Annotated in this window: 14 protein-coding genes; 13 read left to right on the plus strand and 1 reads right to left on the minus strand. The window is 70.8% G+C overall.

Annotated features, from left to right (window positions below):
• The first annotated feature begins 33 nt into the window (after positions 1–33).
• The 10 genes from ACWD2L_RS09370 (at position 34) to mutM (ending at position 9,709) form a co-directional block, all read left to right on the plus strand.
• Positions 34–948 carry a 5-dehydro-4-deoxyglucarate dehydratase gene (locus ACWD2L_RS09370; protein ID WP_351336238.1) on the plus strand — a complete coding sequence of 305 codons (915 nt, stop codon included), beginning with the start codon at positions 34–36 and terminating at the stop codon, positions 946–948.
• 42 nt (positions 949–990) lie between these two features.
• The gene (locus tag ACWD2L_RS09375) at positions 991–1,962 is read left to right on the plus strand and encodes a 2-hydroxyacid dehydrogenase (protein ID WP_351336240.1); all 972 of its coding nucleotides are present in this window, start codon (positions 991–993) and stop codon (positions 1,960–1,962) included.
• Between the two features lie 49 nt (positions 1,963–2,011).
• Complete coding sequence (gene recG / locus ACWD2L_RS09380) at positions 2,012–4,213, plus strand: ATP-dependent DNA helicase RecG (RefSeq protein WP_351336243.1); 2,202 nt, start codon at positions 2,012–2,014, stop codon at positions 4,211–4,213.
• A gap of 298 nt (positions 4,214–4,511) precedes the next feature.
• Positions 4,512–5,111: a 16S rRNA (guanine(966)-N(2))-methyltransferase RsmD gene (rsmD, locus tag ACWD2L_RS09385; RefSeq protein WP_351336246.1), complete on the plus strand. Its 600-nt coding sequence runs from the start codon at positions 4,512–4,514 to the stop codon at positions 5,109–5,111.
• Between the two features lie 26 nt (positions 5,112–5,137).
• Positions 5,138–5,617 carry a pantetheine-phosphate adenylyltransferase gene (coaD, locus tag ACWD2L_RS09390; protein WP_351336249.1) on the plus strand — a complete coding sequence of 160 codons (480 nt, stop codon included), beginning with the start codon at positions 5,138–5,140 and terminating at the stop codon, positions 5,615–5,617.
• A 92-nt stretch (positions 5,618–5,709) separates the two neighbouring features.
• A complete protein-coding gene (locus ACWD2L_RS09395) occupies positions 5,710–6,819 on the plus strand; it encodes an ATP synthase F0 subunit B (RefSeq protein WP_351336251.1) in 1,110 nt (369 codons plus the stop codon).
• Positions 6,820–6,922: 103 nt separating this feature from the next.
• Positions 6,923–7,621, plus strand: a complete 699-nt coding sequence (locus tag ACWD2L_RS09400; protein WP_451188188.1) for a YceD family protein — start codon at positions 6,923–6,925, stop codon at positions 7,619–7,621.
• Between the two features lie 2 nt (positions 7,622–7,623).
• On the plus strand, positions 7,624–7,797 hold the full coding sequence (gene rpmF / locus ACWD2L_RS09405) for a 50S ribosomal protein L32 (RefSeq protein WP_030361955.1): 174 nt from the start codon (positions 7,624–7,626) through the stop codon (positions 7,795–7,797).
• Positions 7,798–7,804: 7 nt separating this feature from the next.
• On the plus strand, positions 7,805–8,602 hold the full coding sequence (gene rnc / locus ACWD2L_RS09410) for a ribonuclease III (RefSeq protein WP_351336254.1): 798 nt from the start codon (positions 7,805–7,807) through the stop codon (positions 8,600–8,602).
• A gap of 222 nt (positions 8,603–8,824) precedes the next feature.
• Complete coding sequence (gene mutM, locus ACWD2L_RS09415; protein ID WP_351336256.1) at positions 8,825–9,709, plus strand: bifunctional DNA-formamidopyrimidine glycosylase/DNA-(apurinic or apyrimidinic site) lyase; 885 nt, start codon at positions 8,825–8,827, stop codon at positions 9,707–9,709.
• A 15-nt stretch (positions 9,710–9,724) separates the two neighbouring features.
• On the opposite strand, the gene ACWD2L_RS09420 is transcribed toward mutM, so the two are convergent.
• On the minus strand, positions 9,725–10,663 hold the full coding sequence (locus ACWD2L_RS09420) for a CAP domain-containing protein (RefSeq protein ID WP_351336258.1): 939 nt from the start codon (positions 10,661–10,663) through the stop codon (positions 9,725–9,727).
• 154 nt (positions 10,664–10,817) lie between these two features.
• Between ACWD2L_RS09420 and ACWD2L_RS09425 the strand changes: the two genes are divergently transcribed.
• The 3 genes from ACWD2L_RS09425 to ACWD2L_RS09435 all read left to right on the plus strand — a co-directional run bounded on the left by ACWD2L_RS09425 (position 10,818) and on the right by ACWD2L_RS09435 (position 15,693).
• Entirely contained in the window at positions 10,818–11,099 is a 282-nt protein-coding gene (locus ACWD2L_RS09425) for an acylphosphatase (protein WP_351336261.1), read from the plus strand.
• A 381-nt stretch (positions 11,100–11,480) separates the two neighbouring features.
• Positions 11,481–11,684 carry a hypothetical protein gene (locus ACWD2L_RS09430; RefSeq protein ID WP_351336264.1) on the plus strand — a complete coding sequence of 68 codons (204 nt, stop codon included), beginning with the start codon at positions 11,481–11,483 and terminating at the stop codon, positions 11,682–11,684.
• 223 nt (positions 11,685–11,907) lie between these two features.
• Positions 11,908–15,693 (plus strand): AAA family ATPase, encoded by a 3,786-nt coding sequence (locus ACWD2L_RS09435; protein ID WP_351336266.1) that lies wholly within the window; start codon positions 11,908–11,910, stop codon positions 15,691–15,693.
• Positions 15,694–15,789 lie beyond the last annotated feature (96 nt).

The raw sequence follows: 15,789 nt of genomic DNA on the forward strand, positions 1-15,789 counted from the left end.
GGATTCATCCGCCAACGACCCTGGAGCCGCCCCATGGCCCGCTTCTCGCCCGATGATCTGCGCCGTGTCCTGGGCTCCGGTCTGCTGTCCTTCCCCGTCACCCACACCACGCCCGACCACTCCTTCGACGCGCCGGCCTACCGCGCGCACCTGCAGCGCCTGACCGGGTACGACGTGGCGGGCCTTTTCGCCCCGGGCGGCACCGGCGAGTTCTTCTCGCTGAGCCACACCGACGTCGACGCGGTGCTGCGGGCGAGCGTCGCCGAGGCGCGGGACGGGCTGCCGATCATCGGGGCGGCCGGATACGGCACGGCGACCGCGGTGGAGATGGCCCGGCGGGCGGAGGAGCTCGGGGCCGACGGCATCCTGCTGCTGCCGCCCTACCTCACCGAGGTCGGACAGGAGGGGCTCTACGAACACGTGGCCAGGGTCTGCGCGGCCACCTCGCTCGGCGTGATCGTGTACCACCGGGCCAACGCCCGCTTCAAGGCGCCGACCGTCGACCGGCTCGTCGCCCGGTTCCCCAACTTCATCGGGTTCAAGGACGGCGTCTGCGACATCGACCTCATGGCCCGGCTGCACGCCGAACACGACGGGCGGCTCGTCCTCATCGGGGGACTGCCGACGGCCGAGACCTACGCCCTGCCCTATCTCGAACTCGGCGCCACCACCTATTCGTCGGCCATCTTCAACTTCGCCCCGCAGTGGGCCTGCGACTTCTACGCGGCCGTGCGCGCCCACGACACGGCGCAGGTCTACGACCGGCTGCGCGAGTTCGTCCTGCCGTACATCGGCATCCGCGACCGGCAGCCCGGCTACGCGGTGTCGATCGTGAAGGCCGCCCTCACCGTCTCCGGGCACGGCGCGGGCCCGGTGCGCCCGCCGCTGACCGACCTCACCGAGGCCGAGCACAGCGAACTCGCCGCGCTCGTCAAGAAAGTGATCTGAACCGGCCCTGGACCGCGAGCCGGTCCGGGAAGGAGTTACCGCATGACCACGTCCTCCGCCGCCGCCGGCCGCGTCCTCGCGGTCGGCTCGCTGAAGCCCTCCCTCGCGCAGACCCTGCGCAGCACGTACGACGCCCTTGTCCTTCCGAAGGAAGGACCCGAACGCGACACCTTCCTGGCCGAGTACGCGGACGAGGTCGGCGTCGTCGTCACCTCCGGCCGTGCGGGTGTCGGCACCGGCCTCATGGCCGCCCTGCCGCGCCTCGGCGCCGTCGTCAACTTCGGGGTCGGCTACGACACCACCGACGTCGGCCTCGCCGTGGAACGCGGCATCGTGGTCAGCAACACCCCCGACGTGCTCACCGACTGCGTCGCGGACACCGCGCTCGGGCTGACGCTCGACGTGCTGCGGGGGATCTCCGCCGCCGACCGCTACGTACGCGCCGGCCGCTGGCCGGGTGAGGGGCCCGTCCCGCTGGCGCGGCGGGTCAGCGGCGCCCGGATCGGCGTGCTCGGGCTCGGCCGGATCGGGCGGGCCATCGCCACACGGTTCGCGGCCATGGGCTGCCCGATCAGCTACCACAGCCGCCGCGAGGTGCCCGGCGTCGACTACGCGTACGCCGCCTCGCCCGCGGAACTGGCCGCCTCCGTAGACGTGTTGGTGATCGCCACCTCCGGCGGCCCCGCCACCAGTGGGCTCGTCTCCCGCGAGGTCCTCGAAGCGCTCGGCCCGGAGGGCTACCTGGTCAACATCGCGCGCGGCAGCGTGGTCGACGAGGCGGCGCTCGTCGACCTCCTGACCAACGGCGGCCTCGCGGGCGCGGGCCTCGACGTCTTCGCCGCCGAACCGCACGTGCCCCAGCCGCTGCTCGCCCTGGACAACGTGGTGCTCACGCCCCATTTGGCCAGCGGCACCGTCCAGACCCGTGACGAGATGGAACGGCTGACGCTGGACAACCTGACCGCGTACCTGGCGCACGGGAAGCTGGTGACGCCGGTCCCCGAGATGGGCTGAGGCCCGTTTCGCCGGATGCGTTCGGCCATTGTCAGTGGCGTGGTGTGCAATGGATCTCGTGCCCGCGCTCGAAGAACCACTGAAGAAGGTGCTCGGCCCCGCCACCGCGAAGGTGATGGCCGAGCACCTAGGCCTGCACACGGTCGGGGACCTGCTCCACCACTACCCGCGCAGATACGCGGAGCGGGGCGAGCTCACCCGCCTCGCGGAGCTGCCGCTCGACGAGCATGTGACGGTCGTCGCGCAGGTCGCGACCGCCCGCATCCTGAAGTTCAACGGCGGCAGGGGCCAGCGCCTCGAAGTCACCATCACCGACGGCAGCGGCCAGCTCCAGCTCGTCTTCTTCGGCCGCGGCATCCACAAGCCGCACAAGGACCTGCTGCCCGGTACGCGCGCCATGTTCGCCGGCAAGGCCTCGGTCTTCAACCGGAAGATGCAACTGGCGCACCCCGCCTACCAGTTGCTCAACGCCGAGTCCTCCGACGAGGCGGCCGAAGCCGTCGGCTCGTGGGCGGGGGCGTTGCTGCCGATCTACCCGGCCACGGCCAAGCTGGAGTCCTGGAAGATCGCCAAGGCCGTCGACCTGGTGCTGCCCAGCGCGCGCGAGGCCGAGGACCCGCTGCCCGAGTCGCTGCGCGAGGGCCGCGGCCTCGTCCCGCTGCCCGAGGCCCTGCTCAAGATCCACCGGCCGCAGACGAAGGACGACGTCGCGGGCGCCCGGGACCGCCTCAAGTGGGACGAGGCGTTCGTCCTCCAAGTGGCCCTCGCCCGGCGCCGCTTCGCGGAGACCCAGCTGACCGCCGCCGCGCGTGCGGCGAAGCCGGACGGCCTGCTCACGGCCTTCGACGCGAAGCTCCCCTTCACGCTCACCGACGGCCAGCAGAAGGTCTCCAAGGAGATCTTCGACGACCTGGCCACCGAGCACCCGATGCACCGGCTGCTCCAGGGCGAGGTGGGCTCCGGCAAGACCATGGTCGCGCTGCGCGCCATGCTCGCCGTCGTCGACGCGGGCGGTCAGGCCGCGATGCTCGCGCCCACCGAGGTCCTCGCCCAGCAGCACCACCGGTCCATCACCGAGATGATGGGCGAGCTGGCGCAGGGCGGGATGCTGGGCGGGGCCGAGCACGCCACCAAGGTCGTCCTGCTCACCGGTTCCATGGGCATGGCCGCCCGCCGCCAGGCGCTGCTCGACCTGGTCACGGCCGAGGCGGGCATCGTCATCGGCACGCACGCGCTGATCGAGGACAAGGTGCAGTTCGACGATCTGGGCCTGGTCGTCGTGGACGAGCAGCACCGCTTCGGTGTGGAACAGCGCGACGCGCTGCGCTCCAAGGGCAAGCAGCCGCCGCACCTCCTGGTCATGACGGCGACGCCGATCCCGCGCACGGTCGCCATGACGGTCTTCGGCGACCTGGAGACGTCCGTCCTCGACCAGCTTCCGGCGGGCCGCTCGCCGATCTCCAGTCACGTGGTCCCGGCGGCGGACAAGCCGCACTTCCTCGCGCGCGCGTGGGAGCGCGTACGCGAGGAAGTGGAGAACGGGCACCAGGCGTACGTGGTCTGCCCCCGCATCGGCGACGACGAGGACGAGAAGAAGGGCAAGGCCAAGAAGTCCGCCGAGGACGAGGCGGAGAAGCGGCCGCCGCTCGCCGTGCTCGACGTCGCGGAGGAGCTGGCGCGCGGACCGCTCCAGGGCCTCAAGGTCGAGGTCCTGCACGGCCGCATGCAGCCCGACGACAAGGACGCCGTGATGCGCCGCTTCGCCGCGGGGGAGACGGATGTCCTGGTGGCGACGACCGTCATCGAGGTCGGGGTGAACGTGCCGAACGCGACGGCGATGGTGATCATGGACGCCGACCGGTTCGGCGTCTCGCAGCTCCACCAGCTGCGTGGCCGTGTCGGCCGTGGCTCGGCGCCGGGCCTGTGCCTCCTGGTCACCGAGATGCCGGAGGCCGCCCCCGCGCGGGCCCGCCTGGGCTCGGTCGCCGCCACGCTCGACGGTTTCGAGCTCTCCCGGATCGACCTGGAACAGCGCCGTGAGGGCGATGTGCTCGGCCAGGCCCAGTCCGGTGTCCGCTCCTCGCTCCGCATGCTGGCCGTGATCGAGGACGAGGAGGTCATTGCGGCGGCGCGGGAGGAGGCCACGAAGGTGGTCACAGCCGACCCGGCCCTCGACCGCCTCCCGGCCCTGCGCATCGCCCTGGACGCGCTGCTCGACGAGGACCGCGAACAGTACCTCGACAAGGGCTGACCCAACGCCACCCTCCCGGGGCCCCGCCCCAGACCCCGCTGCTCAATCGCCGCAGGGGCTCGAAGTGCCCATGCCGCCGCACCGGTTTGAAAGGCCTGCTCAAGCCCCTGCGGCGATTGAGCAGCGGGGTGCGGGGCAGAGCCCCGATCTTTTGGAGCCCCGCCGGCGATTGAGGCGCGGGGGCCGGGGCGGAGCCCCGTGGCGTAGGGGGACGGGTGCCGACAGGCGGTACCGGGGGCGTGGCTGACAAACTGGGGCCGCACCGATATCCGCCCAAGGACAAGGACGTACCAGCGCGATGACCCGCGTGATCGCCGGAACCGCCGGCGGACGCCGCCTCACCGTGCCGCCAGGCACCGGCACCCGCCCCACCTCTGACCGGGCACGCGAGGCCCTCTTCTCCACCTGGCAGGCCCTCCTCGGCGGCAGCCTCGCCGGCACCCGCGTCGCCGACCTGTACGCCGGCTCCGGCGCCGTCGCCCTGGAGGCACTCTCCCGCGGCGCCACCCACGCACTCCTCGTCGAGGCCGACGCCCGCGCCGCCCGCACGATCCGCGAGAACATCCGCGCCGTCGGCCTGCCAGGAGCAGAGGCACGTACCGGAAAAGCGGCACAAATCCTCGCGGGCCCGCCCCCAACCGCCCCCTACGACCTGGTCTTTCTCGACCCCCCGTACGCCGTCTCCGACGACGATCTTCGCGAGATTCTGCTCACACTCCGCACGCGGGGCTGGCTCGCGGACGAAGCACTCGTCACCGTGGAACGCAGCACCAGAGGCGGCGAATTCCGGTGGCCCGACGGCTTCGATGACCTGAGGTCCCGTCGCTACGGCGAGGGCACGTTTTGGTACGGTCGCGCCGCCTTGAACACCACCCTCACGTGCGACGACGCACGATGACCGGACCGGAGAGCGAGGGACTTCCCGTGCGCCGCGCAGTCTGTCCGGGGTCGTTCGACCCCATCACCAACGGCCATGTCGACATCATCGCGAGAGCCTCCAAGCTCTACGACGTCGTGCACGTCGCAGTGATGATCAACCAGTCGAAGCAGGGCCTGTTCACGGTCGACGAGCGGATCGACCTGATCCGCGAGGTCACCGCCGAATTCGGCAACGTCGAGGTGGAGGCCTTCCACGGTCTCCTCGTCGACTTCTGCAAGCAGCGCGACATCCCGGCCATCGTCAAGGGCCTGCGCGCCGTCAGCGACTTCGACTACGAGCTGCAGATGGCCCAGATGAACAACGGCCTGTCCGGCGTGGAGACCCTCTTCGTCCCCACCAACCCGACGTACAGCTTCCTGTCGTCCTCCCTGGTCAAGGAGGTCGCGGCCTGGGGCGGCGACGTCTCGCACCTGGTTCCGGCGCAGGTCCACGAGGCATTGACGGAGCGCCTTCCCAAGAAGTGACGCGCACCCGCACGTTGGGCTTACAGTCGTCTCGTCCGTCTCCAACACCCCAGCCGATTCCGGCGTCTAGACGAGAGAGTGGCGAGCACACGGTGGACGTGCAGAAGAAGCTCGACGACATCGTCGGCACGGTCGGCGGCGCGCGCTCGATGCCCATGTCGGCCTCGTGCGTGATCAACCGCGCCGACCTGCTGGCGATGCTCGAAGAGGTGCGCCAGGCGCTGCCCGGCTCCCTCGCCCAGGCCCAGGAGCTCATCGGCGGCCGCGAGCAGATGGTCGAGCAGGCCCATGCCGAGGCCGAGCGGATCATCGAGGGCGCGCACGCCGAGCGCGGCACCCTGATCGCCGACACGGAGATCGCCCACCGCGCCCAGGCGGAGGCCGACCGCATCCTCGCCGAGGCCCGCCAGGAGGCCGAGGAGGTCCGCGCGGAGGCCGACGACTACGTCGACTCCAAGCTGGCCAACTTCGAGGTCGTCCTCAACAAGACGCTCGGCTCGGTCGGCCGCGGCCGCGAAAAGCTGCTCGGCACCGGACCGGGCGTCGACGAGGCGGGCTACGAGGACGAGGACGCCCCCGAGCGCAGCCACGACCCGGAGACGTTGCGCCAGGACGCCGACGCGTACGTGGACACCAAGCTCGGCGCCTTCGAGGCGGTGCTCGCCAAGACGCTCGACGCCGTCGGCAAGGGCCGCCAGAAGCTGCACGGCCGCATCGCCAGCGACGACCTCGGCACGCTGACCCTGGACGGCGAGGGGCAGCCGCACACCAGCGACGCCGACTACCTGGCGGGCCTCGCCGACATCGGTGGCGCCCAGGCCCAGCAGTCGGCCGCGGCCCAGCCCCCGCAGCAGCCGCAGCCCCCGCAGGCCCCCCAGATCCCGTCCCAGGCCCCCGAGCCCGCGCCCGCGTACGCGCAGCAGGGCCAGGACCCGTACGGCGGCTACCAGCAGCAGCCCTACGTCCAGCAGGACGCCTACGGCACCTACCAGCAGGACCCGTACGCGGCGTACCAGCAGGACCCGTACGCGTATCAGCAGCAACAGCACCAGCAGCAGGACCCGTACGCGTACCAACAGCACCAGCAGGATCCCCAGCAGCTCCAGCCGCAGGCCCAGGACAGCGCGCTCGACGAGACGAGTCTGTTCGACACGAGCATGATCAGCCTGGAACAGATGCGCCAGTACGAGCAGGGGCGCTGAGCCGGTCCCGTACCGGGTTCAAGGGGCAGATTGGGCCGTGAGCCAAAGGTCCAGTACTCTGGTTCTTCGGTCGCGCGTAGCACGTGCGTTCCGAGCTGCCCGGATATTTCGGGGCGGCACCCCACATGAGCTTCGAAGAACGAAAGCAGGACCAGCCCTGAACACCCACCTCGACCACCGCAACCCGTTCGTGTTCGATACGCACGAGCTGGGTCGGCGTCCTGGTGCCATGCAGCGGCTGTCCCGCACGATCGACGCTCCCAAGGAGTTCGGCCTCCTGGGAGTCATCGAGGTGCCGGAAGGCGCCCCGGTGGAGCTCGACCTCCGCCTGGAGTCGGTCATGGAAGGTGTGCTTGTCACAGGCACCGCCCGTGCATCGGCCAAGGGGGAGTGCGTAAGGTGTCTGGAGCCGGTCGTCCAAGAGGTCGACGCGGACTTCCAGGAGATGTTCTCGTACCCTGACGCCGACGACCGGGGCCGCGCAAAGGCGGAACCGGCCGACGACGCCGAGGACGACGAGGACACGCTCTTTCTCGAGGACGGCTTGTTCGACCTCGAGCCGGTGCTGCGTGATGCGGTGGTGCTCGCACTGCCGATGCAGCCGGTGTGCCAGGAAGACTGTGAAGGTCTGTGCTCCGAGTGCGGAGTGCGGCTTTCGGACGAGCCGGGCCACCACCATGACGCCGTCGACATCCGTTGGGCGGCTTTGCAGGGACTCGCTGGCACCATCCAGGACGGCGAGAAGGACGAGATGAGCGGCGCCGAAGCGCAAGCGGGCGTCGACGAGAAGCAGGAGAAGTAGCCGTGGCTGTTCCGAAGCGGAAGATGTCGCGCAGCAACACGCGCCACCGCCGGTCGCAGTGGAAGGCTGCGGTCCCCACCCTGGTTTCGTGCGAGCGTTGCCAGGAGCCCAAGCTGCAGCACATCGCGTGCCCGGCTTGCGGCACCTATAACAAGCGCCAGGTCCTCGAGGTCTGAGCGGCTGGTGAGAGGCACAGTGTCGAGCCCCAAGAAGGCGGATGACGCCAAGAAAAAGGTGGACACGACAGCCTCGTCCCACACGCTTCTGGAAGGGCGGCTCGGGTACAAGCTCGAGTCCGCCCTTCTGGTGCGTGCGCTGACGCACCGTTCGTACGCGTACGAGAACGGTGGCCTGCCGACGAACGAGCGCCTGGAGTTTCTGGGCGACTCGGTCCTCGGCCTCGTGGTCACCGACACTCTCTACCGAACCCACCCCGACCTGCCTGAAGGCCAACTGGCCAAGTTGCGGGCCGCGGTGGTCAATTCGCGTGCACTTGCGGGGGTCAGCCGTGGGCTGGACCTGGGCTCCTTCATCCGGCTTGGCCGGGGCGAAGAGGGCACGGGTGGCCGGGACAAGGCGTCGATTCTCGCCGACACCCTTGAAGCGGTGATCGGTGCGGTGTACCTGGACCAGGGTCTGGACGCGGCGGGCGAACTCGTCCACCGGTTGTTCGACCCGCTCATCGAGAAGTCCTCGAATCTCGGTGCCGGCCTGGACTGGAAGACCAGTCTCCAGGAGCTGACGGCGACGGAGGGGCTCGGCGTGCCCGAGTACCTGGTCTCCGAAACCGGCCCGGATCACGAGAAGACCTTCACTGCTGCCGCCCGCGTCGGAGGCGTCTCGTACGGCACCGGCACCGGCCGCAGCAAGAAGGAAGCGGAGCAGCAGGCCGCTGAGTCCGCGTGGCGTGCGATTCGCGCTGCGGCGGACGAGCGGGCCGAGGCTGCGGCTGCGGTGGTCGATACGGCCCCCGGAGCGTAACCGCTCCGCTTCCTGAGCCCGCCCTTAACCGGCCCACCCGGTAGGGGCGGGCTTCGCATTTCCCCCCGCCCCCGGGGCTCCGCCCCGGCCCCCGCGCCTCAATCGCCGGCGGGGCTATTTATAGCCCCTGCGGCGATTGAGCAGGCCCGTCCGGCAGGACCCGGGGGCGTGCGCGATACGCTCCCCGGGCCCAGCCCACCCGCTCCCGTCCGGAGGACCCCCGTGCCAGAGTTGCCCGAAGTGGAGGTCGTCCGGCGCGGTCTCGAGCGGTGGGTGGCGCATCGGACCGTCGCGGAGGCCGAGGTGCTGCACCCGCGCTCCGTGCGCCGGCACATCGCGGGCGGCGAGGACTTCGCGGCCCGGCTCAAGGGGCGGACGATCGGCGAGCCGAGCCGCCGCGGCAAGTACCTGTGGCTGCCCCTGGAGGACTCGCACACCTCCGTCCTCGCCCACCTCGGCATGAGCGGCCAGCTCCTGGTGCAGCCGCACGACGCCCCGGACGAGAAGCACCTGCGCATCCGCATCCGCTTCGCCGACACGCAGACATCGGCCGCTACCGCGGCGGGCGACACTGAGCTGCGCTTCGTCGACCAGCGCACCTTCGGCGGCCTCTCGCTGCACGAAACCGACGACAACGGCCTCCCGGACGTCATCGCGCACATCGCCCGCGACCCCCTCGACGCGCTCTTCGACGACGCCGCGTTCCACACCGCGCTGCGCGCGAAGCGCAGCACCATCAAGCGGGCCCTGCTCGACCAGTCCCTCATCAGCGGCGTCGGCAACATCTACGCCGACGAGGCACTGTGGCGCGCGAAGCTGCACTACGAGCGCCCCACGGGCACGTTCACCCGCCCCCGCACGGCCGAACTCCTGGGCCACGTAAGGGATGTGATGAACGAGGCGCTGAGCGTCGGCGGGACGAGCTTCGACTCCCTGTACGTGAATGTGAACGGGGAGTCGGGATACTTCGACCGGTCGCTCGACGCGTACGGGCGCGAGGGGCTGCCGTGCCGGCGCTGTTCGACGCCCATGCGCCGGCGCGCGTGGATGAATCGGTCCAGTTACTACTGCCCGCGCTGTCAGCGCCCGCCGCGCACGATCGCGTAAGCGGTTCGCGATGCGTCAGTAGCCGAAGTCCTGCGTCCACCACGGCCCGCCCGAGCCGAAGTGCACGCCGACGCCCAAGGTCTTGAAGTCGCAGTTCAGGATGTTCGCCTTGTGGCCGGGGCTGTTCATCCAGGAGTCCATGACCGACTGGGCGTTGGCCTGGCCACGCGCGATGTTCTCGCCGCCGAGGTCCGTGATGCCCGCCTTCTTGGCGCGGTCCCAGGGCGTCGCCCCGTCCGGGTCCGTGTGGTCGAAGAAGTCCCGCGCGGCCATGTCGTCGCTGAACGCGGTGGCGAGTGAGGCGAGTCCGCTGTCCGCCGTCACCGGGGAGCAACCCACCTTGGAGCGCTCCTGGTTGACGAGGGCGAGGACCTGGGTCGATGCCGCCTTCTCCGACGAGGTCGCCGAGCCGCCACCCGCTGAGGAGGGCGCCTTCGTCCGCGCCGGCGCAGCGGGGGCGGACGTCGATGGGCTCGCGCTCTTCGTCCTCGTACCGCTGTCGTCCGCGGACCGGGACGGCTGCGTGCGCTTCGACGGTTCGGAGGACCGCGGCGCGGCGCTGGAGGCGGAGCGGGACGGCGTCGCGGACGGCGTGGCCCGCTCGGTGTCGCGGCTCGCGGCGGACGGCGCCCGGTCGTCGACCGCACCGCTCGTGCCGCCCTGCGCCGTGACGTCGGGGGAGTCCGCGGCCTGCACCCTGCTGCCGCTGTCGCCGCCGAACTTGAAGCCGCCGCCCCCCGGTATCAGGCCCGTGGTCACCGCGACCGCGCCCATCGCGACCGCGGCCGAGGCGCCGAGCAGACTGGTGCGCAGTGGGACGCCGTCGCGCCTCTTGCGGTGGTGGGAGGTGCCGGGCTGGGCGGGAGGCGTGGGGTGCGGCGGGTACTCCGCGTAGCCCTGCGCAAAGTCGCTCGCGTGCGGGCGGCCGGCGGCGGAGCGTCGGTGGCGTCCCATGTCCTTGCCTTCCTCGTCCTCTGGATCTTCGCGGGGTCGTCACTGTTGTGCGTGCTTCTCACTCGTACGAGTGAGGCGCGATGGTCGGGGACGCTACCCCAACTCCCCAGTGGGCGAAGTGCTCCGAGTGCTTTTGGCCGGTTAGCGTGCACCCATGAACGAAGAAGTACGGATCACCGCCTGGGTGCGGGGGCGCGTCCAACGTGTGGGTTTTCGGTGGTTCACCCGTGCACGTGCGCTGGAGATCGGCGGCCTGAGTGGTTTTGCTCTCAATCTGGAGGACGGGCGTGTCCAGGTGGTCGCCGAGGGGCCGAGCGACGGATGTCAGCAACTGCTCGACTGGCTCCATGGCGACGACACACCCGGCCGGGTCGATGGTGTGACTGAGATCTGGGACACCCCCCGTGGCGGCTACGACGGGTTTGCCATTCGCTGAGTCGTTACGGCAGGTGGGCCCGGGGGAGGGGGTGCGGGAAGTGCCGCGGGCACCTGCGTGCGGCAGAAACGCCCTGGTGGTTGCCAAGAACGGGGACTCGTGGCAGGCTCCGCGGGAACGGATGATCTCTACGCCCCCGGGCCCCGAACGTGAGGCCGTACCGCAGGTTCTGCGGCGCGAAGCCCCCGGTTTGCCCGCCAATACGGGGCGTGATCGTGTTGACCGTCAAACTTTTTGGTGAGACTCTGGAAGTCCCCGCGCACCTTAGCTGTTTGGCATGTGAGAACGGCAGCAATACAAGAAGTGCCAAGCACCGCGGGTGCGATTCCCTCACGACCCACACCGCTTCGGTCGGTCACGCATTGTGGAGGACCATCCATCATGGCAAAGGCGCTTCTCGGTTACGTCGGCGGCAGCGACCCGCGACTTCTCGCCGAGATGCGACGGCTCCAGCAGCGCGTCCAGGATCTCGAATCCGAGCTCGGCCGTATTCAGGCCGAGAACGACACGCTCGCGGCTGCCGCTTCTCACGACTCTCTCATCGAGGGTATCGACGTACCCCAGGCGGAGCCTGCGCTCACCTGACCACTCCCAGCGATCTGGGTGGTCGGGCGCCGCCCGTAAACAGCCGCTCGACAGAGCCATCCAAGGGACGCTTCGGCGTCCCTTTTCTCTCTCGACCCTGCTCCCAGGCGCCCCCGCGCACCGTTTCCCCTGACGTTCTCTACGTCTGATGTGCCCTGCATGTTCCCGGGTGAAACCGTGGGTTCATGGAGTGAGACAGGGGTGCCGGGTAGAGTCCGACGGCGTGCACCTCAAGGCCCTGACCCTGCGCGGGTTCAAATCGTTCGCCTCGGCCACCACGTTGCGGTTCGAGCCGGGCATCACCTGTGTCGTGGGTCCGAACGGCTCGGGCAAGTCCAATGTCGTGGACGCCCTGAGCTGGGTCATGGGGGAGCAGGGCGCCAAGTCGCTGCGCGGCGGCAAGATGGAGGACGTCATCTTCGCCGGCACCACCGGGCGGCCGCCGCTCGGCCGCGCCGAGGTCTCGCTCACCATCGACAACTCCGACGGCGCGCTGCCCATCGAGTACGCCGAGGTCACCATCACGCGGATCATGTTCCGCAACGGCGGCAGCGAGTACCAGCTCAACGGCGACACCTGTCGACTTCTCGACATCCAGGAGCTGTTGTCGGACTCCGGCATCGGCCGCGAGATGCACGTCATCGTCGGTCAGGGCCAGCTCGACGGCGTGCTGCACGCCGACCCCATGGGCCGCAGGGCGTTCATCGAGGAGGCCGCGGGCGTCCTCAAGCACCGTAAGCGCAAGGAGAAGGCGCTGCGGAAGCTGGACGCGATGCAGGCCAACCTCTCGCGCGTACAGGACCTGACCGAGGAGCTGAGGCGGCAGCTGAAGCCGCTGGGCAGACAGGCCGCCGTCGCGCGGCGGGCCGCCGTGATCCAGGCCGACCTGCGCGACGCGCGGCTGCGGTTGCTCGCGGACGACCTCGTACGGCTGCGGGGAGCGCTCAGCGCCGAGGTCGCCGACGAGGCGGAACTGAAGCGGCGCAGGAGCGCGGCCGAGGAGGAGCTGAAGAAGGCGCTGCTGCGGGAGGGGCACCTGGAGGACGCGGTCCGGCAGTTGACGCCCCGGCTGCAGCGGGCGCAGCAGTCCTGGTACGAGCTGTCGCAGCTGGCCGAGCGGGTGCGCGGGACGGTGTCGCTGGCCGACGCGCGGGTCAAGAGCGCCACGTCGGCGCCCACCGAGGAGCGGCGCGGGCGTGAGCCCGAGGAGCTGGAGCGCGAGGCCGCGCGGGTGCGCGAGCAGGAGGCCGAGCTGGAGGCCGCCCTCGAAGCGGCGCAGATCGCGCTCGACGAGACGGTCTCCCACCGGGCCGATATGGAACGGGAGTTGGTGGCCGAGGAGCGCCGGCTCAAGGATGTCGCACGGGCCATCGCCGACCGGCGGGAGGGTCTCGCCCGCCTTCAGGGGCAGGCCAACGCCGCGCGTTCGCGGGCCGCCGCCGCGCAGTCCGAGATCGATCGGCTCGCGGCGTCCCGGGACGAGGCGCGGCAGCGGGCGGTCACCGCGCAGGAGGAGTACGAGCAGCTGCAGGCCGAGGTCGACGGGCTCGACGCCGGTGACGAGGAGCTGTCCACGCGGTACGAGGAGGCCAGGGCCGCACTCGCGGAGGCGGAGGCCGCGCTCACTGCCGCGCGGGAGGCCGCCACGTCCGGGGAGCGGGGGCGCGCGGCCCTCGCGGCCCGCCACGAGGCGCTCGCGCTCGGACTGCGGCGCAAGGACGGCACGGGTGCGCTCCTCGACGCGAAGGACCGGCTGACCGGGCTACTCGGCCCGGCCGCGGAGCTGCTGTCGGTGGCGCCGGGCTACGAGGTCCCGTTGGCGGCGGCCTTCGGCGCGGCCGCCGACGCGATCGCGGTAACCACCCCCACAGCCGCCGCCAACGCCATCCGCCTCCTCCGAAAACAGGACGCCGGCCGGGCGTCCCTGCTCCTGACATCCGACCCGGGCTCCGACCCCACCGGCCCCGCCTCCCCCACCTCTCCGCCGCTGGACGCTTCCGCTACGGTCTCCACCAACCAAGCCGCTTCCCTTCAGGGTGCTCCCCCTGACCCCTCCGCTACAGGCCGCACAAACCAAGCCTCTTCGGTGCTGGGCGCTTCCCTTGAGGGCTCCGTTGCGGGCCGCACAAATCAAGCCCCGCCGGCGATTGAGGCGCGGGGTCTGGGGCAGAGCCCCAGCGGTGCCGCGCACACCGGCCCTCGGGGCCCGCACCCCGACGCCGCCGAACTCGTCCGCGGCCCCGCCGAGTTGCTGTCCGCAGTACGACGCCTGCTGCGCGACACCGTGGTCGTAGGAACCCTGGAGGACGCCGAGGACCTGGTGTACGCCAGGCCCGAGCTGACCGCGGTGACCGCCGAAGGGGACCTGCTCGGGGCACACTTCGCACACGGCGGCTCGGCCGGCGCACCGAGCCTCCTGGAAGTGCAGGCATCCGTCGACGAGGCCGCCGCCGAACTGGAGGAGCTGGCCGCCCAGTGCGAACGCTGGGCCGAGGCACAGCACACCGCGGCCGAACGCCGCACCGAGTGCGCCGCACTCGTCGAGGAGTTGGGGCAGCAGCAGCGGGTCATGGAGCGCGAGCGCTCCGGCCGCGCCCAGCAGCTCGGCGCACTCGCCGGACAGGCCCGCGGCGCCGCGGGCGAGGCCGAGCGCAGCGCCGCCGCGGCGGCCAAGGCGCAGGACGCGCTGGAGCAGGCCGCGGCGGACGCCGAGGAGCTGGCGGAGCGCCTCGCGGTGGCCGAGGAACTGCCCGCCGACGAGGAACCCGACACCTCCGTGCGCGACCGCCTCTCCGCGGACGGGGCCAACGCGCGGCAGACGGAGATGGAGGCGCGCCTCCAGGTACGTACCCACGAGGAGCGCGTCAAGGGCCTCGCGGGCCGCGCCGACTCGCTCGACCGGGCCGCCCGCGCCGAGCGCGACGCACGCGCGCGTGCCGAGCGACAGCGCGCCCGCCGCCAGTACGAGGCCGCCGTCGCCGAGGCCGTCGCCTCCGGCACCCGGCAGCTGCTCGCGCACGTCGAGGTGTCCATCACCCGGGCCGACGAGGAGCGGACCCTCGCCGAGCGGGCGAAGGCGGCGCGGGAGCAGGAGCTCGGCACCGAGCGGGCCCGCGGCCGCGATCTCAAGGAAGAACTCGACAAGCTGACGGATTCGGTCCACAAGGGCGAGGTACTCGGCGCCGAGAAGCGGCTGCGGATCGAGCAGCTGGAGACCAAGGCGCTGGAGGAACTCGGTGTCGAACCGGCCGGACTTGTCGCGGACTACGGTCCCGACCAGCTCGTACCGCCCTCGCTCCCCGCCGAGGGCGAGGAGCTGCCGGAGGACCCGCAGCACCCGCGTAACAGCCCCCGCCCGTTCGTTCGTTCGGAGCAGGAGAAGCGGCTCAAGTCCGCGGACCGCGCGTACCAGCAGCTCGGCAAGGTCAACCCGCTTGCGCTCGAGGAGTTCGCGGCGCTCGAGGAGCGCCACAAGTTCCTCAGCGAGCAGCTGGAGGACCTTCGGAAGACGCGCGCCGACCTGCTTCAAGTGGTGAAGGAGGTCGACGAGCGTGTCGAGCAGGTCTTCACCGAGGCCTACCGGGACACGGCGCGCGAGTTCGAGGGCGTCTTCAGCCGGCTGTTCCCCGGCGGTGAGGGGCGGCTCGTCCTGACCGACCCCGAGAACATGCTCACGACGGGTGTCGATGTCGAGGCCCGCCCGCCGGGCAAGAAGGTCAAGCGGCTGAGCCTGCTCTCGGGCGGTGAGCGGTCCCTGACCGCGGTGGCGCTGCTCGTCGCCATCTTCAAGGCGCGGCCGAGCCCGTTCTATGTGATGGACGAGGTGGAGGCGGCGCTCGACGACACCAACCTGCAGCGCCTCATCGGCATCATGCGGGAGCTGCAGGAGGCCTCGCAGCTCATCGTGATCACGCACCAGAAGCGCACGATGGAGGTCGCCGACGCGCTGTACGGCGTCTCCATGCAGGGCGACGGTGTGTCGAAGGTCATCAGCCAGCGGCTGAGCTAGACCGTCGCCCTGGACCCCCTAGCAGTGTTCAAGTCTTGAACATGTTGCGACACTCCCATGCCTGAAATTCACAGGACCCGAAGTATTGACTTCAAA

The sequence above is a fragment of the Streptomyces sp. NPDC002754 genome (assembly GCF_053592315.1).